Annotated in this window: 19 protein-coding genes, 1 pseudogene and 1 riboswitch; of the genes and pseudogenes, 3 read left to right on the forward strand and 17 right to left on the reverse strand. The window is 63.8% G+C overall.

The features are described 5' to 3' along the window. From H1204_RS16640 to H1204_RS16685, 10 genes are all read right to left on the reverse strand, one after another. On the reverse strand, positions 1 to 918 hold the full coding sequence (locus H1204_RS16640) for an ABC transporter permease subunit (protein WP_180729145.1): 918 nt from the start codon (positions 916 to 918) through the stop codon (positions 1 to 3). A gap of 4 nt (positions 919 to 922) precedes the next feature. Then, positions 923 to 1,936 (reverse strand): ABC transporter permease subunit, encoded by a 1,014-nt coding sequence (locus H1204_RS16645; protein WP_180729146.1) that lies wholly within the window; start codon positions 1,934 to 1,936, stop codon positions 923 to 925. Between the two features lie 154 nt (positions 1,937 to 2,090). Next, positions 2,091 to 3,722 carry an ABC transporter substrate-binding protein gene (locus H1204_RS16650; RefSeq protein WP_180729147.1) on the reverse strand — a complete coding sequence of 544 codons (1,632 nt, stop codon included), beginning with the start codon at positions 3,720 to 3,722 and terminating at the stop codon, positions 2,091 to 2,093. A 185-nt stretch (positions 3,723 to 3,907) separates the two neighbouring features. Further along, positions 3,908 to 5,551: an ABC transporter substrate-binding protein gene (locus H1204_RS16655; RefSeq protein WP_180729148.1), complete on the reverse strand. Its 1,644-nt coding sequence runs from the start codon at positions 5,549 to 5,551 to the stop codon at positions 3,908 to 3,910. A 1,025-nt stretch (positions 5,552 to 6,576) separates the two neighbouring features. Then, a complete protein-coding gene (gene metF / locus H1204_RS16660; protein WP_180729149.1) occupies positions 6,577 to 7,407 on the reverse strand; it encodes a methylenetetrahydrofolate reductase [NAD(P)H] in 831 nt (276 codons plus the stop codon). A gap of 17 nt (positions 7,408 to 7,424) precedes the next feature. After that, entirely contained in the window at positions 7,425 to 7,778 is a 354-nt protein-coding gene (locus tag H1204_RS16665; RefSeq protein WP_007577130.1) for a phage holin family protein, read from the reverse strand. 158 nt (positions 7,779 to 7,936) lie between these two features. Further along, the gene (gene ahcY, locus H1204_RS16670; RefSeq protein WP_042315540.1) at positions 7,937 to 9,358 is read right to left on the reverse strand and encodes an adenosylhomocysteinase; all 1,422 of its coding nucleotides are present in this window, start codon (positions 9,356 to 9,358) and stop codon (positions 7,937 to 7,939) included. A gap of 31 nt (positions 9,359 to 9,389) precedes the next feature. Next, a riboswitch (S-adenosyl-L-homocysteine riboswitch) is annotated at positions 9,390 to 9,504 on the reverse strand. 49 nt (positions 9,505 to 9,553) lie between these two features. Next, positions 9,554 to 10,363 carry a glycosyltransferase family 2 protein gene (locus H1204_RS16675; protein ID WP_180729150.1) on the reverse strand — a complete coding sequence of 270 codons (810 nt, stop codon included), beginning with the start codon at positions 10,361 to 10,363 and terminating at the stop codon, positions 9,554 to 9,556. A 93-nt stretch (positions 10,364 to 10,456) separates the two neighbouring features. Further along, positions 10,457 to 11,179, reverse strand: a complete 723-nt coding sequence (locus tag H1204_RS16680; protein ID WP_035991544.1) for an LrgB family protein — start codon at positions 11,177 to 11,179, stop codon at positions 10,457 to 10,459. A 24-nt stretch (positions 11,180 to 11,203) separates the two neighbouring features. Beyond that, positions 11,204 to 11,695 carry a CidA/LrgA family protein gene (locus H1204_RS16685; RefSeq protein WP_180729151.1) on the reverse strand — a complete coding sequence of 164 codons (492 nt, stop codon included), beginning with the start codon at positions 11,693 to 11,695 and terminating at the stop codon, positions 11,204 to 11,206. 114 nt (positions 11,696 to 11,809) lie between these two features. Between H1204_RS16685 and H1204_RS16690 the strand changes: the two genes are divergently transcribed. After that, complete coding sequence (locus H1204_RS16690) at positions 11,810 to 12,769, forward strand: LysR family transcriptional regulator (protein WP_180729152.1); 960 nt, start codon at positions 11,810 to 11,812, stop codon at positions 12,767 to 12,769. A gap of 64 nt (positions 12,770 to 12,833) precedes the next feature. Here H1204_RS16690 and H1204_RS16695 read toward each other — a convergent pair whose 3' ends face one another. Together H1204_RS16695 and H1204_RS16700 are read right to left on the reverse strand one after the other, a co-directional pair. After that, entirely contained in the window at positions 12,834 to 14,618 is a 1,785-nt protein-coding gene (locus tag H1204_RS16695; protein WP_180729153.1) for an OmpA family protein, read from the reverse strand. Between the two features lie 181 nt (positions 14,619 to 14,799). Then, positions 14,800 to 16,439 (reverse strand): annotated as a pseudogene (locus H1204_RS16700) (GMC family oxidoreductase N-terminal domain-containing protein). 309 nt (positions 16,440 to 16,748) lie between these two features. On the opposite strand from H1204_RS16700, the gene H1204_RS16705 reads away from it, so the two are divergent. Together H1204_RS16705 and H1204_RS16710 are read left to right on the forward strand one after the other, a co-directional pair. After that, positions 16,749 to 18,422, forward strand: coding sequence for an isovaleryl-CoA dehydrogenase (locus H1204_RS16705; RefSeq protein ID WP_180729154.1), 1,674 nt, complete (start codon positions 16,749 to 16,751; stop codon positions 18,420 to 18,422). A gap of 39 nt (positions 18,423 to 18,461) precedes the next feature. Continuing rightward, positions 18,462 to 19,880, forward strand: coding sequence for a coniferyl aldehyde dehydrogenase (locus tag H1204_RS16710; protein WP_180729155.1), 1,419 nt, complete (start codon positions 18,462 to 18,464; stop codon positions 19,878 to 19,880). 9 nt (positions 19,881 to 19,889) lie between these two features. Here H1204_RS16710 and H1204_RS16715 read toward each other — a convergent pair whose 3' ends face one another. From H1204_RS16715 to fliE, 5 genes are all read right to left on the reverse strand, one after another. Then, on the reverse strand, positions 19,890 to 20,225 hold the full coding sequence (locus tag H1204_RS16715) for an EscU/YscU/HrcU family type III secretion system export apparatus switch protein (RefSeq protein ID WP_180729156.1): 336 nt from the start codon (positions 20,223 to 20,225) through the stop codon (positions 19,890 to 19,892). Continuing rightward, positions 20,222 to 21,622, reverse strand: coding sequence for a flagellar hook-length control protein FliK (locus H1204_RS16720; RefSeq protein WP_180729157.1), 1,401 nt, complete (start codon positions 21,620 to 21,622; stop codon positions 20,222 to 20,224). Before H1204_RS16720 ends, H1204_RS16715 begins: the two co-directional genes overlap by 4 nt. A 68-nt stretch (positions 21,623 to 21,690) precedes the next feature. Then, a complete protein-coding gene (locus tag H1204_RS16725; RefSeq protein WP_180729158.1) occupies positions 21,691 to 22,020 on the reverse strand; it encodes a flagellar protein FliT in 330 nt (109 codons plus the stop codon). Continuing rightward, complete coding sequence (gene fliS / locus H1204_RS16730; RefSeq protein WP_007577111.1) at positions 22,017 to 22,451, reverse strand: flagellar export chaperone FliS; 435 nt, start codon at positions 22,449 to 22,451, stop codon at positions 22,017 to 22,019. The genes H1204_RS16725 and fliS overlap by 4 nt, the downstream gene beginning before the upstream one ends. Positions 22,452 to 22,837: 386 nt before the next feature. After that, entirely contained in the window at positions 22,838 to 23,173 is a 336-nt protein-coding gene (gene fliE, locus H1204_RS16735; RefSeq protein ID WP_091778885.1) for a flagellar hook-basal body complex protein FliE, read from the reverse strand. Between the last annotated feature and the right edge of the window lie 46 nt (positions 23,174 to 23,219).

A 23,219-nucleotide genomic window follows, 5' to 3' on the forward strand; every position in this document is an offset into this window, starting at 1 on the left:
TCAGGCCAGCCTTTTGAGTTTCGGGTCGAGTGCGTCGCGCAGCCCGTCGCCGAGCAGGTTGATCGCGAGCACCGAGATCAGGATGGCGAGACCGGGCATGGTGACGATCCACCATGCGCTGTCGATGTAGTCGCGTGCCGACGCGAGCATCGCGCCCCACTCCGCCGACGGCGGCTGCACGCCGAGGCCGAGGAAGCCGAGCGCGGCGGCATCGAGAATCGCCGACGAAAAGCCCAGCGTGGCCTGGACGATCAGCGGCGCGGTGCAGTTCGGCAGCACCTGCGAGAACATCAGGCGAGCCGTGCCCGCACCCGCGACGCGCGAGGCCATCACATACTCCTTGTGCAACTCGCCGAGCGCCGATGCGCGCGTCAGACGCACGTAACCCGGCAGAGCGACGATCGCGATGGCGAGCATCGTGTTCACCAGGCCGGGACCGATAATGGCCACCACGGCCACTGCGAGCAGCAGCGACGGCAGCGCGAGCAGCACGTCCATGATGCGCATGATGGGCGTGTCGGCCCATTTCTCGAAGAACGCGGCGAGCAGACCGAGCACGATGCCGGGAATCAGCGCGAGCACCACGGAAACAAAGCCGATCCAGAACGACAGCCGCGCGCCGTACATCAGGCGCGAAAGAATGTCGCGGCCTGCTTCGTCGGTGCCGAGAATGAATTTCCAGTTGCCACCGTCGAGCCATGCAGGCGGAATCTTCACGGAATCGCGGTATTGCTCGATCGGGCTGTGCGGGGCGATCAGCGGCGCGAAGATCGCGACGATGATCAGCACCAGCACGATGATGCCCGCGCCGACTGCGCCGCGGTTGCGCGAGAAGTTGGACCAGAACTCGCGGGCGGCCAGTGCACGGCCGCTCGGAGGGGTGACTGCCTGGGGGACTGTATTTTGAATGTCTGCCACGGTATTACCTCGTATGGCGGATGCGTGGGTTGAGCACGCCGTACAACAGGTCGACGACGAGGTTCACTACGATCACGAGCGTCGCGATCATCAGGATACCGCCCTGCACGACGGGATAGTCGCGCCGGCCGATCGCGTCGATCAGCCATTTGCCGATGCCCGGCCACGAGAACAATGTCTCCGTCAGCACCGCGCCCGCGAGCAGCGTGCCAACCTGCAAACCGATCACCGTCACGACGGGAATCAGCGCGTTACGTAGCGCATGCACGACGATCACGCGTCCCGGCGACAAGCCCTTCGCGCGCGCGGTGCGGATGTAGTCTTCGCGCAGCACTTCGAGCATCGACGAACGCGTCATCCGCGCGACCACGGCGAGCGGGATCGTGCCGAGCACGATCGACGGCAGGATCAGATGCGACAGCGCCGAGCGGAACGAGCCTTCGTCCGTGCCGGGCAGCAGCGAGTCGATCAGCAGGAAGCCGGTCACGTGCGGAATGTCGTACTCGACCGCGATGCGGCCCGACACGGGCGTCCAGCCGAGCTTCGCCGAGAAGAACATGATGAGGATCAAGCCCCACCAGAAAATCGGCATCGAATAGCCGGTGAGCGCCGTGCCCATCACGCCGTGATCGACTGCCGTGCCGCGCCGCAGCGCAGCGAACACGCCTGCCGGCAGGCCGACGATCAACGCAAACATCATCGCGCAGATCGACAGTTCGACGGTGGCGGGGAAACGGGCCAGGAATTCGTCCATCACGCTGGTATTGGTGATGATCGACGTGCCGAGGTTCCCCTGCAGCGCGTGGCCGACGTAATGGAGGTACTGGATGGGCAGAGGTTCGTCGAGCCCGAGGCGATGCATCGCAGCCGCGTGCATGGCCGGGTCGACGCCGCGCTCGCCCATCATGACTTCGATGGGGTCGCCCGGAATCAGGTGAATGAGCGCAAACGCGAGGATCGTGATACCGATGAAAGTCGGTATGACCATCCCGATGCGGCGCAAAACGAATCGGAACATGGTTCGTCCCTATGGTCTTGGTGAGAAAAAACGCAACCGGCGACGAGGGCTCGTGACCCCGGTCGCCGGACCATTTCGACCAGTCTTCTAACCGAACGAAAAGCGTACTGCGTATGGGATGCAGCAGGCAACGAAGCCCACCGCATCACGTGATTTACTTCATGCTCACGCCGTCGAAGCGCGCGTAGCCGAGCGGCTCGATGCGCATATCGACAACCTTCTTGCTGACCGGCTGATACACCGTCGAGTGGGCGATCGGCGAGAACGGCAGTTGCTGCGCGAAGATCTGCTGCGCCTGCACATACGCCTTCGTGCGGTCAGCCTGAGCCGTCGTTTCACGGCCCTTCTGCACGAGTTCGTCGAACGGCTTGTAGCACCACTTCGAGAAGTTGTTGCCGTTCACCGCGTCGCAGCCGAGCAGCGTACCGAGCCAGTTGTCCGGGTCGCCATTGTCGCCCGTCCAGCCGATCAGCATCGTGTCGTCTTCGCCCGCGTGCGCGCGCTTGATGTACTCACCCCATTCGTACGTGACGATCTTCGCCTTGACGCCGATCTTGGCCCAGTCGGCCTGGATCATTTCCGCCATCAGCTTGCCGTTCGGGTTGTACGCGCGCTGCACGGGCATGGCCCACAGCGTGATGTCGAAACCGTTCGGGAAGCCAGCTTTGGCGAGCAGCGCCTTGGCCTTTTCCGTATCGTACGTCGGCATCTTCAGGTTCTTGTCGTACGACCATTGCGTCGGCGGCATCGGGTTCGTCGCGGCCTGGCCAGCGCCTTGATACACGGAATCGATGATCGCCTTCTTGTTGATCGCCATGTCGAGCGCCTGACGCACTTCGAGCTTGTCGACCGGCTTGTGCGTCACGTTGTACGCCAGATAGCCCAGGTTGAAACCCGGCTGCGACGGCATGTCAATGCTCGAATCGGCCTTCAGCGGCGCGATGTCGGCGGGACGCGGATAGCTCATCACCTGGCATTCGCCGGCCTTGAGCTTCTGCACGCGCACGCCAGCATCCGGCGTGATCGAGAAGATCAGCTTCGAGATCTTGACGGTGTTGGGCTTCCAGTAATCCGGATTGCCGTCGAAACGGATCGTCGCGTCTTTCGTGTAGCTGCGGAAGATGAACGGGCCCGTGCCGACCGGCTTCTGGTTGATGTCGGCGGCCTTGCCGTCCTTCATCAGCGAATCCGCATATTCAGCCGAAAGGACCGACGCGTATTCCATTGCCAGGTTCTGGATGAACGGCGCGTTGACTTCCTTCAGCGTGAACTTGACCGTGTACGGGTCGACCTTTTCGACCTTCTCGATCAGCTTGTCGAGGCCCATGTCGGTGAAGTACGGGAACTGCACCGGGTAAGCCTTGCGGAACGGCTGGTTCGTGTCCAGCATGCGCTGGAACGTGAACACGACGTCATCCGCGTTGAATTCGCGGGTCGGCTTGAACCATGACGTGGTGTGGAACTTGACGCCGTGGCGCAGATGGAACGTGTACGTCTTGCCGTCCGGCGAGACATCCCACTTTTCTGCTAGGCCCGGCTCGACCTTCGTGCCGCCGCGTTCGAACTCGACGAGGCGGTTATAGACGGTAAACGTATTGGCCGTGAAATCCACGCCCGTGGTGTATTGCGCCGGATCAAAACCTGCCGGGCTGCCTTCCGAGCAGTAGACGAGGGTTTTGTTCGGGATATCGGCGGCGTTCGCCAGTTGGGTCCCCGCCATCGATGCCGCTGCCGTCGCGGCCAGCATCGTGAGCCGTGCCGCGCGCAACAGTTTGTTTTGCTTCATGTTTCCTCCAGGATCATCGCCGGCTAAAACCAGCGTAGCGCGATATTACTGAGCTTTGCCAGGGGCCGCAATTGGAGGAAATTAACTTTGTTGACGATCGGAAACAGCTTACATCCGGGTTGCCGCGCCTGGCGCGGCAACCGTCCCGGATTAGAGCGAAATTGGGGAGAGAAGCAGTAAATTACCTACTTGAGACCGACGTTCCAGAACTGGGTCGGGCCAAACGGGTCGATCTTGAAGCCGGTGATCGCCTTCGAGAGCGGCTGATAAACGGTCGAATGCGCAATCGGCGTAAACGGCACCTGATCCTTGAAGATCTGTTGCGCCTCGGTGTAGTCCCTGGTGCGTGTGGCCGTATCGGTGGTGCTGCGGGCGGCCTTGATTAGGTCGTCGAACGGCTTGTAGCACCATTTGGAGAAATTGCTGCCGTTCACCGCGTCGCAGCCGAGCAGCACACCGAGCCAGTTGTCCGGGTCGCCGTAGTCGCCCGTCCAGCCGATCAGCATCGCCTCATGCTCGCCGCTGTGTCCGCGGCGGATGTACTCACCCCACTCGTAGGTGACGATTTTCGTGTTCACGCCGATCTTCGCCCAGTCCGCCTGCAGCATTTCGGCCATCAGGCGCGCGTTCGGGTTGTAGGGGCGCGAAACGGGCATCGCCCACAGCGTCAGGTCGAAGCCATCCGGGTAGCCCGCCTGCTTGAGCAGCCCTTTGGCCTTGTCGACGTCGTACGGTGCGTCTTTCAGGCTCTTGTCGTAGCCCCATTGGGTGGGCGGCATCGGATTGGTCGCCGCCTGGCCCGCGCCCTGGTAGACCGAATCGATGATCGCCTTCTTGTTGACGGCCATGTCGAGCGCGCGGCGCACGAGCACGTTGTCGAGCGGCTTTTTGGTCGTGTTGTACGCGATGAAGCCCAGATTGAAGCCCACCTGATGCGGCAGCGCGATCGACGAATCTGCCTGAATCTGCGCGATGTCGGCGGGCTTCGGATAGCTCATCACCTGGCATTCGTTGCGTTTGAGCTTCTGCAGACGCACGGATGGGTCGACGGTGATCGCGAAAATCAGCTTGCTCACCTTCACGACGCCGGGTTTCCAGTAGTTCGGGTTACCGTCGAAGCGGATCGAATCGTCTTTCGTATAGCTGCGGAAAATGAACGGTCCCGTGCCGACGGGGAACAGGTTGATGTCGGACGCCTTCCCGGCCTTCAACAACTGGTCCGCATACTCGGCCGACAGGATCGATGCGAACGGCATCGCGATCTGCTGAAGGAATGGCGCGTCGACTTCTTTCAGCGTGAAGCGCACGGTGTACGGGTCGAGCGCCTCGACCTTGGTGATGTTCTTCGCGAGGCCGAGATCGGTGAAGTACGGGAACGGCACGTTGTAGGCCTTACGGAACGGCTGCTCCGGATCGAGCATGCGCGTATACGTGAATACGACGTCGTCCGCGTTGAAGTCGCGCGTCGGCTTGAAGAACGACGTCGTCTGGAACTTCACGCCTTTGCGCAGGTGAAACGTGTATTGCAGGCCGTCGCTGGAGACGTCCCACTTTTCGGCGAGCCCCGGCTCGATGTCGGTGCTGCCGTGGCCGAACTCGACTAGCCGGTTGTAGACGGTGTATGAGCCGGCGCTGAACTCGACGCTGGTCGTGTACTGCGCGGTGTCGAATCCGGCTGGACTGCCTTCCGAACAGAAGACGAGCGTCTTGTCGGGCAGCGAGGCCGCTGCGGACAGTTCAGGTGCAATGCATGCGGTAATTATCGCTACAGCGGACAGCACAGGCAGGCAAGACTTGCGAACTGCAGACAGCGTCGATGACATCGGCATGGCGTTCTCCGCAAGGCAGTTGGGGTCGAGTGCCTTTGGATCATAGTCAGCCAATAATCAGATTCAATATGGGTTTTCACTCCGCTTCGCTTCGTGGCAGGTTTGGTTTGCCTGCCTTTGTTCTGGCATCCGGAGGATGGTGTTTGCTGCGCAAGCCGTTTTGGGTTGGTTGACTTTTCGCTGGCATCCGCGTTTCGTTAGCGTGCTTCAAGCGTCGCCCCTGTGCGGGGCGGCACCTACTTTTCTTTGCCGCCGCAAAGAAAAGTAGGCAAAAGAAAGCGGCTAACACCGCCAACTCTTGTATTTGCCTGAGGGCCCCCAACCGGTCCTACACTTCACACGGCAACGTCCTCGTTCGCGTTCGTTGCCAACGCTTCGAATGAACGCCTCACCCACTTCAAATACCTGCGTACAAGCTAGCGGCAGCGAACGGTTTCTGCCGCCCAGGTGGCAAACTGTGTGTAGGTTGTCGCGTCGTATAGCTTGGCGCTCTAACACGGTGGAACGCGTGCGCTATCGGTCCGAAGTGAGGCATGCGGAGCACTTGGGCCTACACACAGTTTGCCACCTGGGCGGCGGCGGAATATTCGGTGCGGCATGCCGCAACGCGGGTGCGTGAAGCGGGTGAGGCGCTCATTCAGAGCGTTGGCAACGGACGTGGGTCAGGTGATTGCCGTGTGAAGTGAGGGACCGGTTGGGGGCCCTCAGGCAAACACAAGAACTGGCGGTGTTAGCCGCTTTCTTTTGCCTACTTTTCTTTGCGGCGGCAAAGAAAAGTAGGTGCCGCCCCGCACAGGGGCGACGCGTGAAGCTAGATAGCAACTCGCGGATGCTAGCGCAAAGTCAAACAACCCAAAATGGCTTGCACAGCAAACACCGCCCCCCCGGATGCCAGCGAAAAGTCAAACAACCCAAAACGGCTTGCGCAGCAAACACCGCCGCAGACGAACAAAAAAAAATCGGTGCACGCTCACACGCACACCGACTTTGCAAAAAACAGAAAAACAGAAAAACCAAAAAACCGGTCAGCCAGCGAGCCGCTCGCAAATAGCCTTCGTCGCAGCCGCCCCATTGAGCGTGTAAAAATGCAGCCCAGGCACCTTCGCATCAACGAGACGGCGGCAAAGATCCGCCACCACATCGAGGCCAAATGCCCGAATCGACTCGCGATCATCACCAAAACTTTCGAGCCGTCGCGCGACCCACCGCGGCACTTCTGCGCCGCACATTTCGGAGAACCGCATCAACTGCGAGAAGTTCGTGATAGGCATGATGCCCGGCACGATAGGCACATCAACACCAAGCTTGTACGCATCGTCGACGAACCGGAAATACGCGTCAGCGTTGAAGAAGTACTGCGTGATCGCCGAATTGGCACCCGCCTTCACCTTGCGCGCGAAGTTCTCGAGATCATGCTTCGGCGAACGCGACTGCGGGTGATACTCGGGATATCCCGCGACTTCGATGCGGAACCAGTCGCCGAATTCGGCGCGAATAAAACTCACCAGTTCCGACGCGTAGCGCAACTCGCCGACTGCGCCCATGCCCGACGGCAAATCGCCACGCAACGCGACGATATGGCGAATGCCATGCGAGCGATACTCGTTGAGAATCGCTCGCAAGCTTTCCCTCGACGAGCCGATGCACGACAGGTGCGGCGCGGCTTCGAGGCCGTCCTTCGCTATGTCGAGCACCGTGTCGAGCGTGCCTTGCTGGGTCGAACCGCCAGCGCCGAACGTAACGGACACGAACTTGGGCTTGAGCGGCAACAGTTCCGCGCGCGTCGCACGCAGCTTGTCGAGCCCTTCCTGTGTCTTCGGCGGGAAGAATTCGAATGAAAGTTCGATGGGATTCATGGTTCTGTTGGCACCTGTCAGCTCAGGCCGCGGTTGCCGAAGATGAGCGCGGACAGCAGCCACGAAACGATGCTGTACAGGATCGAGCCGAAGAACGCCGACCAGAATCCCGACACTTCGAAGCCCTTCAGCAGCGACGCGCACAACCAGAAGCACAGCGCATTCACCACCAGAATGAAGAGCCCAAGCGTGAGAATCGTGACGGGCAACGTCAGCAGGATCAGCACCGGCCGCAAGACGGCATTGATGAGCCCCAGCACGAGCGCGACGATCAGCGCAGTGCCGAAACTGCGAATGTGGATCGACGGCACGAGGTAGGTGATGATCAGCAGCGCGAGCGCATTGATCACCCAGGTCAGCAATACAGTCATGGACAGCTCCTGGTCGTCTGTGGGCGTGAAGTCCGAATTGAACTCGAAGGCACGCGAGAAGCATCAGCCGATGCAATGCCTTGCATGGGCGTGCGCTTCGTCCGGTGCAGCCGCGTGCCGAAGCAGGCGGCTGCACCTGTCATGCCGCTTTTTGCGGCTTAATAACGGTAGTGGTTCGGCTTGAACGGACCGTTCTTGTCGACGCCGATGTAGCCAGCCTGTTCCGTCGACAGCTCCGTCAGGTTCGCGCCGATGCGCGCGAGGTGCAGGCGCGCGACCTTCTCGTCGAGCTGCTTCGGCAGAACATAAACCTTGTTCTCGTACTTCGCGCCGTCGACGAACAGTTCGATCTGCGCGAGCGTCTGGTTCGTGAACGAGTTCGACATCACGAACGACGGGTGGCCCGTCGCGCAACCCAGGTTCACGAGGCGGCCTTCAGCCAGCAGGATCACGCGCTTGCCGTCCGGGAAAATGATGTGGTCGACTTGCGGCTTGATGTTTTCCCACTGGTACTGGCGCGTCGACGCAACGTCGATTTCCGAGTCGAAGTGGCCGATGTTGCAGACGATCGCGTTGTTGCGCATCGCCTTCATGTGATCGTGGTTGATCACGTGGTAGTTGCCCGTTGCCGTCACGAAGATGTCGGCGTGCGGCGCAGCGGCTTCCATCGTCACGACGCGGTAGCCTTCCATCGCGGCTTGCAGCGCGCAGATCGGATCGATTTCCGTGACCCACACCGTCGCGCCCAGACCGCGCAGCGATTGCGCGCAGCCCTTGCCCACGTCGCCGTAACCGGCCACAACCGCAATCTTGCCGGCGATCATCACGTCGGTCGCGCGCTTGATGCCGTCGACGAGCGACTCACGGCAGCCATACAGGTTGTCGAACTTCGACTTCGTGACCGAGTCGTTCACGTTGATCGCGGGGAACGGCAGACGGCCTTCCTTCTCCATCTGATACAGGCGGTGCACGCCCGTTGTCGTTTCTTCCGTCACGCCCTTGATGTGCGCGAGGCGCTTCGAGTACCACGTCGGGTCGACTTCGAGATGCGCGGCGATCGACTTGTACAGCGCGACTTCTTCCTCGTTGGTCGGCTTCGAGATCACCGAGCGATCCTTCTCGGCCTTCGAACCGAGGATCAGCAGCAGCGTTGCGTCGCCGCCGTCGTCGAGGATCATGTTGGCGAACTCACCGTTCGGCCATTCGAAAATGCGGTGCGAGAATTCCCAGTATTCGTCGAGCGATTCGCCCTTGAACGCGAACACGGGCGTGCCGGCCTTCGCGATGGCGGCGGCGGCGTGATCCTGCGTCGAGAAGATGTTGCACGATGCCCAGCGAACGTCAGCGCCGAGTGCCGTCAGCGTCTCGATCAGCACGCCAGTCTGAATGGTCATGTGCAGCGAACCCGCAACGCGCGCGCCCTTCAGCGGCTGCTGCGTCTTGTACTCTTCGCGGGTTTGCATGAGACCGGGCATTTCGGTCTCGGCGATGGTGAGTTCCTTGCGGCCCCAGTCAGCCAGCGACAGGTCGGCAACAACGAAATCCTGAGAATTTTTGGAATCCATAACTGCGGCGTTCATCACGCCCTCCTTTCTAAAAATGACTAGAAATTTGACGTGAGCGCCGTTCGATGCGGTTGGTTTGTAGGCGCGGCGCGCGTCCAATCCTTCCGATTGAAAGCCTTCGAGCCTGGCGGGTCGAACCCGTCGCAACGCTCCTCGAAGACGAGTGGCGATTGTAGCAAAACGAGATGGCTTGCGGTATGACGATTCAGCTTATGCCGATTGATCTGGCGGTGAATCTGCGCCCGATTGCGCGCTCAGATGTGGCGCGAGTTCGACGCCGCGCAATTCCTTCACCGCTTCATACGCGCGGCGCACGTAGCGCCACGACGCTTCGCGCGTCGAGTTGACGAGTTCGTCCGACGCCTGGAGCATGCCCATCGAAATGCGGAAATACCGTTCTGCGTGGATGTTCGGGTGATAGTGCATGCGCACGCGCTTGCGGTCATTGAGACGCGGATTGCCGAAGATATTCAGCAGCGCCAGTGAAAACGCACCGTCCTCGCCGCCGTGGCGCCGGAACACGTCGTCGAGCGGAAATCCGCCGAACGCGGCATAGACGGAGCGGCGGATCACGAGGCTGCTCGGCACCGTGTTGCTCAGCGTCGCCGCGTGAATGTCGAATTGCGGATGACCTGCGATGTCGGCGGGAAAGCCGCAATACTCGACGTCGAGGCGGATCGAGGGCTGACCCGGATGTTCGTGCAGGAAGGCGGCGGCAGCGCTGAGCGCGTGCGGCATGTATTCGTCGTCGGCGTCGATGAAAGCCAGCAGCGGGTGCGACGCATGCGTCGCGCCCCAGTTCCGCGCGCGGGCTGCGCCGCCGTTTTGCGGCATGCGCAGCAGTTCGATCTGCGGGTGCTGCTGCGCGTATTGGGCAGCGATGTCGGGCGAAGCGTCACGCGAGCCGTCGTCGATCACGAGAATCTGCGCGGCTTCGGCCTGCGCGATGCAGCTATCGAGCGTACGCGCGAGCGTCTGTTCGGCGTTGTAGCAGGGAATGATGACGGAAATGGGAAGCATCGCCTGGACGGGTCTCTGGAATCAACGACACCGGCAATCATAGAGCGAGCGCGCCGCCGTTCATCCCAAATTAGTTGCCGATTCACGGCTACGTCAAAGCGGTAGCATCCCGAACAGCGGCGCGAGCAGCACCATCACGACGCCGGCGATCATCATCGTCAGGCTCGCGACGACGCCCTCTTCGCTGCCCAGCTCACGCGCCTTCGCGGTGCCGACGCCATGTGCCGCCGCCCCGAACAGCGCGCCGCGCGCGAGCCGCGTGCGCAGCGGCACGAGCGCGAGCACGAGTTCACCGAACAGCATCCCGCAAACGCCCGTCGCGATGACGAACAGCGCAGTCAGGTCCTTCGGCGCGTGAATCTTGTCGGAGACGGCGAGCGCGAAGGGCGTCGACACCGAGCGCGTCATCAGGCTGCGTTGCAGTTCCGGCGACAGATGCAGCAGCTTCGACAACGCGAGCGAGCCGCCCACGGCAACGATGATGCCGACCGTCACGCCGACGGTGAGCGAAATCCAGTGCCGCCGCAGCAGATCGCGGTATTCGTAGATGGGCACCGCGAACGCGACCGTGGCCGGGCCGAGCAGCCACATCAGCCAGCGCGTGTCCTGAAAGTAGACAGCGTACGGAATCCGCGCGATAACGACGATCGCGGCCAGCACCGCGGGCACGGCGAGAAGCGGCGTGAGCCACGGCGATCTGAAGCGCGCATACAGCGCCTTCGACGCGAAATAGAGCGCCACCGTCAGCACGAAGCAGCCGGCGGCGATGAGCCGGGAGGCGTCGTCGGCGAAAAGGGACGTGTAGAAGGCGCTCATCGGCGGAACGTTCCGGGACGGGGATTAGAGGAAGTTGCGGCTAACAGGACGACGTTCGACAGGCGAGCGCTGAACCATCACGCGACGCAGCGCGAGACGGCGTTCGAGTCGCGCGGCCTGTTCGACGGCGAATGCGACAGCCACCATCACCATCAGCGTGCCCGCGACCACGACGAGCGCAAGACGCCAGCCGTCTTCGCGGAACAGGCCGCCGTACTGGACGGCCGCAACGGCGGCGGGAATGAAGAACAGCAGCATGTCCGACAGCAACCAGTCGGCGCCCGCCTTCACCCAGCGCGGCGCGACGCCGCCGCAGAACAACAGCGCAAGCAGCGCGACGAGGCCCACGACGCCGCCCGGCACCGGCAAGCCAAAACGGCGCACGACGTAGTCGGCGGCGAACCAGACTGCGGTGATCCCGGCGCTCTGCACGGCGATCCGGCCGATCTTCGCGACGGGCGACGTCGCATCGAGGCGGACAGAAGCGGCAAGACGGGCGATCAGCGGCGAGATCATGGCAAACCCTAGGTGACTTTTGGATGAGATTCAGTATAGGGTGCGGTGCAACATAAATATAATGACTTAGAATTATCTGCTTCATTCCAAATTGGAATTCCGAGGGCTACGAACATGGAACTGCGCGCGCTTCGCTATTTCGTTGAAGTCGTTCGACAACAGAGCTTCACCGTCGCCGCCGAGCAGATGTTCGTCACGCAGCCGACCATCAGCAAGATGGTGAAGGCGCTGGAGGACGAAACCGGCTCGCCGCTGCTGCTGCGCGACGGACGGCAAATGGTGCTGACGGATGCCGGGCGCATCGTCTATCAGCGCGGCCAGGACGTGCTCGCCGCCTACGCGCAGTTGCAGGCCGAGCTGCACGACCTCGACAAACTCGGGCGCGGCGAGCTGACGATCGGCATCCCGCCGATGGGCGGGTCGCTGTTCACGCCCGCCATCGCCGCGTTCCGTCAGCGCCATCCGAAGATCGAGCTGAAACTCTTCGAACAGGGCTCGAAAGCCATCGAAGCCGCGCTGATTTCCGGCGAACTGGAATTGGGCGGCGTGCTGCAACCCGTCGACGACATGATCGACGTGCTGCCGATGAGCCGCCAGGTGCTGTGGCTCGTCGCGCGTCAGGGTTCGCGCTGGGATGAGTTGCAGGAAGTGCCGCTCGCCGATCTCGCCAGTGAACCGTTCGTGTTCTACGGCGAAAGCCTCGCGCTCAACGACGTCGTGCTGACGGCGTGCCGCACGGCCGGTTTCGCGCCGACCATCGTCGGACGCAGCGGGCATTGGGATTTCATGGCGGCGCTGGTGCTGGCGGGCGTCGGCATTGCGCTTCTGCCCGCGCCGTATTGCCGGCGGCTCGACGCGGCGCAGTTCACCTGCCGGCCCGTCGTCGCGCCGGAGATTCCGTGGGAAATGGCGATCGGCTGGCGGCGCAAGGGGTATCTGTCGCACGCGGCGCGCGCATGGCTCGAGGTCGCGCGCGAAACGCTGCCGGGACTGACCACCGACAACTTCACGCACCCGCTGACCTTCGACTCGCCCACGACTACGCCGGATCGCGTGAAACCGCCGCTGAAATGAAAAATGCCGCCCGGTTTGCACCGGGCGGCATCGTGTCCTGCGTTTCTACGCGGACTGACGACGCTTACTTCGCCAGAGCCGGCGCTTGGGCCTGCGTCGTCTGAGCTTGCGCCTCGCTAAATTCGATCCGGCGATTCGCGAAGCGTCCGCTTTCCGTCGCGTTGCTCGCCACAGGACGGACGTTGCCATAGCCATGCGCGACGAGCGCATCTGCGGGCACGCCGGCCTTCACGAGGAAGGCGCACACGGCGTCGGCACGTTCCTTCGACAGTTCCAGATTCGCCGATTCGCTGCCGAGATTATCCGAGAAGCCGGCCACTTCGAGTTTCAGCGCGTGGCCGCTCGTCGCGCACGACTTCAGCAGTTGCGCGGACTGGTTCAGATCGTCGAGCGCGGACTGCGGCACGTGCGCGTCACGCGATGCGAAATTGACGACCTGCAGGTTCAGCGTCCTGACGACATCCGCGCTCGCGCACGACGCGCCCAGCGACTTCGCCGCGTTCTTGAACGACTGCGCGGCGTTCACAACGGCTTGCGCCGCATCGAATGCGCTCACCTGGTATTGCGCGACAAACAGCGACTTCAGACGATCGAGCCAGCCCGATTTCGCATCGGCGGCCGTGCCGCTCAGCTCGACACGCGTGCCGTCGATTTTCATCTCCGCACCCGGCGTAGACAGCATCGGCATCAGCGCGTCGATCTGCGCGAGCCAGTCGGCTGCCTTACGGCTTTCGTCGACGGTGATGTCGGCGTTGAAGTTACCGGCGTCGAATTTCTTCGTCAGCGCGTTCAGCAGCGCCGATTTTTCGGCGACGTTCTGGACGGTCGCGGTAAGCGTCGGCTTGCCCTTCCCGTCGACGGCGACGATCAGTTGCGAGTCCTTCGCGACGGCGGGTGCCGCTTCAGCTTCGACCTTGCCGACGGCGCTGGCCGCGTCGTCCTGCGGCGCTTGCGATCCGGGCTGCACATCCGCTTGCGTCGGAGCAGCCGGCGCCTCAACCGTAGCGGCGGTGGCATGCTGACCGAGAAAGCTGGTCGCCGCCGGGCACGAGGCCAACGCCACCCACGTCAGCATTGCAGCGATCGCACCGATCAGCGCGGACAAGGCCGCCATGCCGAACCAGTGCTTCGCCTTCGGGCCGACATAGCGCACTTCGCGCGCGGGCGCCGCAACGGAAATCGCTGTGGCAGACAACGTGGATTCGACGGGAGCGCGCGCGGTCGTCGGCGCTGGCGCTACGGCGGGATGTTCGAAATGCGACGACACCGCGCGCACCTGCGAGCCGATTGTCTGCGCGAAGGCAGCCGCGCCGCCCAGCCCCAGTACGGTCGTGAGGCCGTCGTTCAGAAACGGCGCGATGGTCTGCAACTGCTGGCCGAGCAAGGTCGGCAACTGACCGATGTTGCCCCGATGCTCAAGAATGTGGCGCTTGCGCACGCCCATCAGAATGCTGCCCGCAATGCCCGACACGGCATGCGTCGCGTGCGCGGGCACGCCTGTTTGCATCGATACGGTGTCGCTGAGTCCGTCGATGCGGCGCTCGAACGAATGCTCGAGCAACTGACGTCCCGTCGACGACAACTGCGTGACACCCGTCGTGCTAGCGAAGAGGCGAGGCAGCTGTTCGGCGACATCCGCGTTGACTTCCTGACCGAGGATCGTCGCGAACAGCGCACGCGCGCCATCGACCGTTGCGCACTTGTTCATCAGACCGGCGACGAGCGCGGGCGTGGTGACGTCCACGACTCTCGCCGTTGCTTCCGGCGGCAATCCGAGGCAGTTCGACAGTTGTTGAACTACGGTGTCCGGCAACGCAGACCGGACCAGTTGAATCACATTGACACTCATCGATTCGTTTCCCTGAATTTCGAACGCGCGCCCATGCGCCCTTCGTTGGGCCGCGATTATAGGAGCGGGAAAATCTCAGAATTGAAGCGATCAATGATTTTCAAACTTTATCGGAATTCTCTTACGGCGCTTTTTGCGCTTTATCACAATCGACGGCGTGCATCGCCGGAATCACATCGTTTCACGTGGCACGCGCCGGCTCGTCGGCGGTCGCCGGACTCGGCGCTGCACGGCGCGCAGCGGCGATGAAATCGGCGGCTCGCTCGCCGATCATCACCGTCGGCGCATTCGTGTTCCCGCCGATCAGCGTCGGCATCACGGAAGCATCGACCACGCGCAGCCCCGTCACGCCGCGCACACGCAATTGCGTATCGACGACGGACCGCTCGTCGCCGCCCATGCGGCACGTCGAAACGGGGTGATAGATGGTGTCGGCATGCGCGGCGATCGTGGCGCGCAATTCGGCGTCCGTCTGGCCATGCCGCGTATACAGCTCGCGGCCGCCGCACAGCGCGAGCGACGGCGCGTCTAGAATGCGCCGCGACAGATGCACCCCTTCGACCAGCAGGTCGAGATCGCGCGGATCGCTGAGAAACGCGGGATCAATGACGGGTGCTTCGCGCGCATCGCTGCTCGCCAGCGTGACCGAGCCGCGGCTACGCGGACGCAGCACGCACACGTGCAGCGAATAGCCGTGCCCCAATGCATGTGGCGGTTGTGATCGTCGACGAGCGCCGTGCAGAAATGCAGTTGCAGATCGGGCCGGTCGAGCGTCGGCCGGCTTTTCAGAAAGCCGCCCGCTTCCGCAACGTTGCTCGTCAGCATGCCGCGCCCGCTGCGCAGATACGAGACAAAGCCAGGCACCATCTTCGCAAAGCCGCGCAGCGAGAAGCCGATCGTTTGTGCCGACGAGACACGCTTATTGATCGTGAAGTCGACGTGATCCGTGAGATTGCGTCCGACCTCGGGCGCGTCGTGCAGTACGGGAATGCCGAGCGCGCGCAGATGATCGGCGGGACCGATGCCCGAGCACATCAGCAGTTGCGGCGAGTTGAACGTCCCCGCCGACAGCACGACTTCCGCGCGCGCTTCGATCGTCTCCGTGACACCGCCGCGCATCACTTCGACGCCCTTCGCGCGCTTGCCGTCGAACACCACACGCAGCACGGTCGCATCGGCGATCGTGTGCAGATTCGGACGCGAGCGGCCGTAGATGTAAGCGCGCGCGACGCTCCAGCGTTGTCCGTCGCGCTGCGTCACCTGATAAAAGCCGACGCCTTCCTGCTGCGGGCCGTTGAAGTCGTCGTTGCACGGGAAGCCCGCTTCGACGGCGGCTCTCACGAAGCGATGCGAAAACGGATTCTGAAACCGCAGGTTCGACACGTTGAGCGGACCGTCCGCGCCGTGCAGCGCATCGGCGCCGCGTTCGTTGCCCTCGGCGCGGCGGAAATATAGCAACACGTCGTCGAACGCCCAGCCATCGCAGCCAAGACGCGCCCAGTCGTCGTAATCGAGGGGATGGCCGCGCGTGTACACCATCGCGTTGATCGCGCTCGATCCGCCGAAGCCGCGTCCACGCGGCTGATAACCGCGCCTTCCGGCAAGGCCGGGTTGCGGCGTCGTCAGATAGCCGTAGTTGGTCTTGCGCCGGAACGGCACGACGGCCGCGACGCCAAGCGGCATGTTGACGAACAGATTGCGCTCGGTGTGCGGGCCGGCTTCGATGAGCGCGATGGTCGCATCGGGACATTGCTCCGCGAGACGCCCGGCGAGCGAACAGCCGCCCGAGCCCGCGCCGACGATGACGTAGTCATATTGCATCCGCTCCTCCTATGGACTGCGCCGAATTGCTGGCGACATCTGTCTCGTGCACACTTGTCTACGTGTGTTGGTCTGCGCATTGTAGGGAGCGCCAGGCGTTCGCGCGCTGCCGGCGCCAGAGCGATCACTCTAAACGGAACCCGCCACGCGCCCCTATGATGAAAGGTGCTGTCCGCGCCCGACACCGCGTGCGGACCTCATTCAAACACGGTCTTTCGCGCATCGTCCTATACGCACATGGCTTGCGCGCTCCAATAAAACAGCGCCCTGCGCAACGACCGGCGCGCGTGTATCGAATGGAGACATCAGATGGAACGGTTCGGCCCCGGCAACACGCATGAAGTGACCAATCAGGTCCCGCTGCTTGCGAACTACAACCTGTTTGCGAGCAATGCCGCGCTGGCCGCCGCCGTCGAGCGCGAAGGCGCGGCGTGGCATCGCGAGGCGCTCGCGCGCGACGGCGCCGCGCTGACAAAACCGGAAGTGCTCACGCTCGCCGATCTGGCGAACCGCCACACGCCCGAACTCGCTAGCTTCAGCCCGCGAGGCGAGCGCATCGACGCGCTCGAGTTTCATCCTGCGTGGCATACGTTGCTGAGCCTGCTGCGCCGCGAAGGCCTGCACGCACTGCCGTTCTCCGATCCGCAGCCCGGCGCGATGGTCGCGCGCTGCGCGGGCTACTTTCTGCACGCGCAACTCGAATCCGGCTCGCTCTGTCCGCTGACGATGACCTTCGCCAGCATTCCCGTGCTGCAACGTGAGCCCGCGCTATTCGACACGCTGCGCGACAAGCTGTATTCGCGCGAGCACGATCCGCGCGACGTCCCGCTCGATCAGAAGACTTCGATGATGATCGGCATGGGCATGACCGAGAAGCAAGGCGGTTCCGACGTGCGCAGCAACCGCACGCAAGCGTTCGCGGCGAACGGCGGCGGACGCGGCGCGGCGTATCGGCTGGTCGGTCACAAGTGGTTCTTTTCGGCGCCGCAGTGCGACGCGCATCTCGTGCTCGCGCGCGCCGAAGATCAGGAAGCGCTGTCGTGCTTCTTCGTGCCGCGCTTCGCGCCCGACGGCAGCAAGAACGCCGTGCGCGTGCAGCGCCTGAAGGACAAGCTCGGCAACCGTTCGAACGCGAGCAGCGAGGTCGAATTCTTCGACGCCTACGGCGTGATGATCGGCGACGAAGGGCGCGGCGTGCCGACCATCATCGAAATGGCGAACTACACGCGGCTCGACTGCGTGATCGGCAGCGCGGCGCTGATGCGCGCGGCGCTCGTGCAGGCGATCCACCATGCGCGGCATCGCAGCGCATTCGGCCGCCATCTCGCCGATCAGCCGCTGATGCGCAACGTGCTCGCCGACCTGTCGCTCGAAACGGAAGCGGCAACGGTGCTGTTCATGCGCCTCGCGCGCGCATTCGAAGACACCACGAACGCGCCTGAAGAACGCGCGTGGCGGCGTCTCGTCACGCCCGCCGCGAAGTACTGGGTTTGCAAGCGCACGCTCGAATTCACGGGCGAAGCGATGGAAGTCTGGGGCGGCAACGGCTACGTCGAAGAAGGGCCGATGGCGCGCTTCTACCGCGAAGCGCCCGTGAACTCGATCTGGGAAGGCTCCGGCAACGTGATGTGTCTCGACGTATTGCGCGCGATGGAACGCGAGCCCGACGCCGCGCAGGCTCTGCTTGCCGCGTGGCGCGACGTGGCGCAAACCCATCCCGCGCTGAACGCGGCGCTCGAACATCTGATGCGCGCGCTGACGTCGGCACCCGAAACGCGCGAGGCATCCGCGCGCCGGATCGCGCAGCAGATCGTGCTGATCGCGCAAGCGGTGCTGCTCGCGCAGCACGCGCCTGCCTTCGTCGCCAATGCGTTCATCGCGACGCGGCTGGGCGAAGGCTGCGGCGAAAGCGGCCGCGTGTACGGTACGCTGCCCGCCTCGTTCGACCATAAGGCGATCGTCGATCGCGCGTTCACCGGCTGACTTCACGCAGCACACAACAACACAGGGAGACACGACGAAATGAAAAACGATCGGCCGGACATCGCGGCCCTGGAAGAGCTTCTGCGCGAACAGGACGCCGCGCATCTGCGCGCGCCGTATCCGACATGGGAACAGCGCGCCGCGCATCTGAAGGCATTGCGCGAAGTGCTGCTCGACAATCGCGACATGCTCGCCGATGCGATGCACGCCGACTTCGGCAATCGCGCAAAAGAAGAAATCCTGCTGGCCGAATTTCTGCTCGTGAAAGAGGAAATCGACGGCGCGCTGCGTCACGGCAAACGCTGGATGAAAACGCAGCGTCGCGCGACCAACAAGTGGCTCTTGCCTGCCCGCGCGAAGGTCGTGCCGCAGCCGCTGGGCGTCGTCGGCATTATCGTGCCGTGGAATTATCCGGTGCTGCTGGCGGCCGGGCCGCTCATCAGCGCGCTCACGGCCGGCAACCGCGCGATCATCAAGATGTCGGAACTCACACCGCGCACGTCGCTGCTCTTCGAGCAACTCATCGCACAGACTTTCGCCCGCGATCACGTCGCCGTCGTGAACGGCGACGCCACGCTCGCAGCGGCGTTCAGCGCGCAGCCATTCGATCATCTGCTGTTCACCGGCTCGACGAAGGTCGGCCATGAAGTGATGCGTGCCGCCGTCACGCATCTGACGCCCGTGACGCTCGAACTTGGCGGCAAGTCGCCCGCCATCGTCGGACCGCAGGCGCGCTTCGACTACGCCGTCGACAGCATCGTCGCGGGCAAAACGCTCAACGCAGGCCAAACCTGCATCGCGCCCGATTACGTGCTCGTGCCGCGCGGCAAGGAACAGGCGTTCATCGAGCGGGCACGCTTGCGCATGGCGCGTCTGTATCCCGATTTCGCGCGCAACCCCGATTACACGTCGATCATTTCGCCGCGTCATTTCGAGCGCCTGCAGCGTCTCGCCGACGAAGCACGCGAACAGGGCGCGCAACTGCACGCGCTCACCGATGCCGCGCCCGATGCGAGCACGCGCCGCTTTCCGCTCGTCGCCGTGACGCAGGCGACCGACACGTCCACGCTGATGCAGGAAGAAATTTTCGGCCCGTTACTGCCCGTGATTCCCTACGATTCGCTCGACGACGCCATCGCCTACGTCAACGCGCGCCCTCGTCCGCTGTCGCTCTATCTGTACGACGACGACAAGGCGGCGATTGCGCGCGTCACGCATGAAACCATCGCGGGCGGGATGTCCGTCAACGAAACGCTGATGCATCTCGCGTGCGAGAGCCTGCCGTTCGGCGGCGTCGGCGCGAGCGGGATGGGCGCGTATCACGGGTACGAAGGCTTCGTCACGTTCTCGAAGATGAAGCCGGTCTTGACGCAGGCGCGCTTCAACGCGCGCGGGCTGATCACGCCGCCGTACGGCCGGCGCGTGCGGGCGCTGCTCAGCCTGATGATGCGGTTCTGACGCCGGTCGTCAAAGCTCGCTGGACGCGTCGGGGGGAAGGTCGGTGGCAACCACGTCGATGACGGGTGACGCATCGCCAGCGCCGCTCTCCAGCCGATGCAGCCACGCGAGCAATTCCGCGACGGCCTGATACAGCCGCGGCGGAATGCGCGAGTCGACATCGACCTGCATCAGCAGCGACACCATTTCGGGCGATTGATGCACGTACAGGCCCGCTTCCTTCGCGCGCTGCACGATCATCTCGGCGACGATCCCGTAGCCTTTCGCGACGATGCGCGGCGCGTCGTCGTGACCGTGCGAATCGTAGACCAGCGCCGCCGCGCTCCTGCGACTGGTGCGGCTCATTGCATGTCCCAGTCGAAATCGTGGTTGTCGGCGGCGTCGTTCTGCGTGGTGTTGTCCGCCGTCGAGCGCGCATACGCCGATGCCGCAGCGGCAGCCGCTGCCGCTGCCGCGCCGCCCGCCGGCATGCTTCCGCCGATTTCGAGGATCGACAGGCCGCTCAACTCGATGCCCGCTTGCGCGAGGCGCTGGCGGAAGGTCTCACCCTGCGCCGCGAGCCGCGCCGCGCCGCCAGGGCTCGCCTGCACGCGCGCGACGAGCCGCGAGCCCGTCAGCGTGAGTTCGGCATCGACGGTGCCGAGCGAGGGCAGCGACAGCGTGAGGCGCGTGCGCCAAGGGTATTCGTCGTCGGCGGATGCGGCGCCGTTGCCGCTGCGCCGCCATTCGTCGCCCTCCTGCTCGATCGTCCAGTCGAGGCGCGCGCCCGGCCACGCTTCGCCCGTCCAGCGGAATTGCCCCGTCGCGAGCAGATCGAGTTGCTGGCGCACGAGGGGAATCGTCGCGGGGTGCAGCGCCGCCGCCATCGATTGCTGTTGGCGCGCGCTGGCGTCGTCGATGCCAGCTGCATGGGCCGGCGCCGGATTCTGCGTCGATTGCCCAGGCTGGTCGGGCGTGTCGATGATGTCGTGCGTCGCCAGATCGAACGTCGTGAAGCGTGCCGACTGCGTGTGCGGGCCTTCAGGTGTGCCGCGCGCCGCGGCAACGGCGGCCGCAAAAGCCGCGGCGCCCGTGTTGCCCGACGGGCGGCCTTGCGCCCATGCGTTCGATTCGTCGGCATCGTGGCTCAAGTCGAGCGGCGCTTGCGACGCCGCGTCGGCGAGGCGATTCTGTGGCTCGCCTGCAAGCGATTCGACGGGTCGTTGCCCCGACAGCCACTGCGCGAGATGCGATTCGTAGAAGAGTCCGCTTTCGTCGACGGTACGCCTGAGCGCGGCCGCCAGCTCGGCGACGGGCAAAGGCGCGGCGACGATGTTCGCCGCCGCGTCCGCGCCGTGCGCGGCATTCGTGCCGCCCGCGTTCTGCGCCGGCGCGGCAGCCGCTGCGGGGTTACCGGAAGCGGCCGTCTGCGATGCGTTCGCGCCCGTGTCGAACAGCGGCAAAGGCGCGATGTCGATGGCGGGCGCTGCGGGCCAAACGGGGAGCTGGCCGACCAGCGCGGGCGTCGCCTCGCCGCCGGAGCGCGTGATCGCGTCGAGCGTCAGCGCGACGGCCGACAGCACCGTCTGCGCGGACGCCGGCAACGGCGCGGGCATCATCGCGATGGGCGCACCGGGCGGCTGCCTGACGTTCAGGGACGCGTCGGTCTGTGCGGTCGTCGCGCTGGATCGCGAGCCGAGGGGAAGCAGGCTGTCGATGCGGCTAGCCAGCAGCGAGGCCACCGCCGTGTCGATTCCGTTCATCCCCGCTTCCTCTCGCGCATTGACGCAGCGTGGCCGCTAGCGGCTCGTATTGGACGTTATGAAAGCGCTCAGCGCGCCTGGTAAAGTTCTTTCAGCACGATGGCCGGGCGGCTCGGCGCGAACAGCGCCTGCAGCTTGGCCATGCGCGGGTTCGCGAGATCGCGGACCGTCGCGTCGTTCGCGAGGATCTGGCGAATCAGGGCGAATTTGCGCGAGCGTTCGTCGTCGGACAGGCGTACGCCGTCTTCCGCGTGCTTCAGCGCGTCGACGAGATGCCGGTACTCGTCCTGCAACAGGACGAGATCGTTCCAGAGCGCGTCTCGCGCTGCCATCACCATCCGGACCGAAATCGCTGCGATCGCCTCGTAGCGGGCGAAATATTCTGCGTTCGAACTCATCTCATGCTTTCGGCGGATGACTGCATCGCCATCCGCGCAATCTCCGGCGCGATTCCAATCCAGGCTTCCTCGAGCGTAGCCAGCAAGCCGTCGACTTCGACGAGCATCGCATCGCTTTGTTTGAGGTTCGCCTCGAGCAGTCGCCGAGTCATATAGCTATAGAGCGCATGGAGACGCTCCGCGATTTCACCGCCTGCTTCTACGTTGAGCGCCTGCTGCAACCCGTCGCCGATGATCTGGATGGCCTTGCCGATCGCCTCGCCGCGCGCCGCAATGTCACCCTGTTGCAGATGCATGCGCGCCTGCGCAACGGCCTTGCGTGCCCCCTGGTAGAGCATCACGATCAGGCGATGGGGACTGGCGCCCATCACCCCTGTCTCCACGCCAACCCGAGCGTAGGCATTGGCTCCAGAGTGTCCCGGGGAAAACATCGGCGCTCCTCCTGTATTACAGATGACGATCAGATCAGACTGACAGCGGACGGCCCGCCGGAGCGCTGCGCAATTCTGCCGCACGCCTTCCGGCCAGCCCTTGTATCAAGGTTATCGGTTCATACGAATAAAGCTTTAGCCCGCTGGAAGGAAGCGTCAGGAAAGATGCGCGGCACAGCGCCCGGGCTCGCGTTGGCTGCGAACGGTGGGCCGCTGCACCGGCACGGTGCGCTGAACCGGCACGCATGGCTGCCCGGCGAGGCGAGCGACGGGGCGCTGCGCACGCTTGCGACAGACGCAACGCGATGCCGCCTGCATCGACCGCGCCCCGCCGCCCAGAGACCGGCGGCGGCTCGCAATCGCCTGCGACACGCGTCGCAGGCGTCTCAGACGGCCATCTGCATGATGTCGTTGTAGGCCGACACGAGCTTGTTGCGCACCTGCAGTCCGAACTGGAAGCCGACGTTGGCCTTCTGCATGTCGACCATCACGTCGTTCAGCGACACGTTCGGCGCGCCGAGTTCGAACGCATGGGCTTCGCCGATCGCGCTCTTCTGGTCGCCGCTGATCTTGTCGATCGAGGCTTTCAGGGCCGACGCGAAGCCGCCCGCCGTGGCCGCGCCATTGTCGTTCCCAACCGGGGCGCTGCCGCCCGTAGCCTGGGCCGCCATCTCCTGCATCTGCTGCAAGGCCGACTGGATCGGATTGATGAGTGCCGTCATGTTCTCTCCTGAGTGAGATGCAGGCGAGCGTTCGCGCCATACACCG

Origin of the sequence: Paraburkholderia sp. PGU19, assembly GCF_013426915.1 — a bacterium.
Taxonomy (GTDB): Bacteria; Pseudomonadota; Gammaproteobacteria; order Burkholderiales; family Burkholderiaceae; genus Paraburkholderia.

Coding starts and splice junctions, on each gene's coding strand:
- fliE (WP_091778885.1), bottom strand. CDS start 23,173: ATGACGGCACTCATCAATCCGATCCAGTCGGCCTTGCAGCAGATGCAG.
- H1204_RS16655 (WP_180729148.1), bottom strand. CDS start 5,551: ATGCCGATGTCATCGACGCTGTCTGCAGTTCGCAAGTCTTGCCTGCCT.
- metF (WP_180729149.1), bottom strand. CDS start 7,407: ATGAATCCCATCGAACTTTCATTCGAATTCTTCCCGCCGAAGACACAG.
- H1204_RS16690 (WP_180729152.1), top strand. CDS start 11,810: ATGGAACTGCGCGCGCTTCGCTATTTCGTTGAAGTCGTTCGACAACAG.
- H1204_RS16725 (WP_180729158.1), bottom strand. CDS start 22,020: ATGAGTTCGAACGCAGAATATTTCGCCCGCTACGAGGCGATCGCAGCG.
- H1204_RS16675 (WP_180729150.1), bottom strand. CDS start 10,363: ATGCTTCCCATTTCCGTCATCATTCCCTGCTACAACGCCGAACAGACG.
- H1204_RS16685 (WP_180729151.1), bottom strand. CDS start 11,695: ATGATCTCGCCGCTGATCGCCCGTCTTGCCGCTTCTGTCCGCCTCGAT.
- H1204_RS16695 (WP_180729153.1), bottom strand. CDS start 14,618: ATGAGTGTCAATGTGATTCAACTGGTCCGGTCTGCGTTGCCGGACACC.
- H1204_RS16705 (WP_180729154.1), top strand. CDS start 16,749: ATGGAACGGTTCGGCCCCGGCAACACGCATGAAGTGACCAATCAGGTC.
- ahcY (WP_042315540.1), bottom strand. CDS start 9,358: ATGAACGCCGCAGTTATGGATTCCAAAAATTCTCAGGATTTCGTTGTT.
- H1204_RS16645 (WP_180729146.1), bottom strand. CDS start 1,936: ATGTTCCGATTCGTTTTGCGCCGCATCGGGATGGTCATACCGACTTTC.
- H1204_RS16650 (WP_180729147.1), bottom strand. CDS start 3,722: ATGAAGCAAAACAAACTGTTGCGCGCGGCACGGCTCACGATGCTGGCC.
- fliS (WP_007577111.1), bottom strand. CDS start 22,451: ATGTTTTCCCCGGGACACTCTGGAGCCAATGCCTACGCTCGGGTTGGC.
- H1204_RS16715 (WP_180729156.1), bottom strand. CDS start 20,225: ATGAGCCGCACCAGTCGCAGGAGCGCGGCGGCGCTGGTCTACGATTCG.
- H1204_RS16665 (WP_007577130.1), bottom strand. CDS start 7,778: ATGACTGTATTGCTGACCTGGGTGATCAATGCGCTCGCGCTGCTGATC.
- H1204_RS16710 (WP_180729155.1), top strand. CDS start 18,462: ATGAAAAACGATCGGCCGGACATCGCGGCCCTGGAAGAGCTTCTGCGC.
- H1204_RS16720 (WP_180729157.1), bottom strand. CDS start 21,622: ATGAACGGAATCGACACGGCGGTGGCCTCGCTGCTGGCTAGCCGCATC.
- H1204_RS16680 (WP_035991544.1), bottom strand. CDS start 11,179: ATGAGCGCCTTCTACACGTCCCTTTTCGCCGACGACGCCTCCCGGCTC.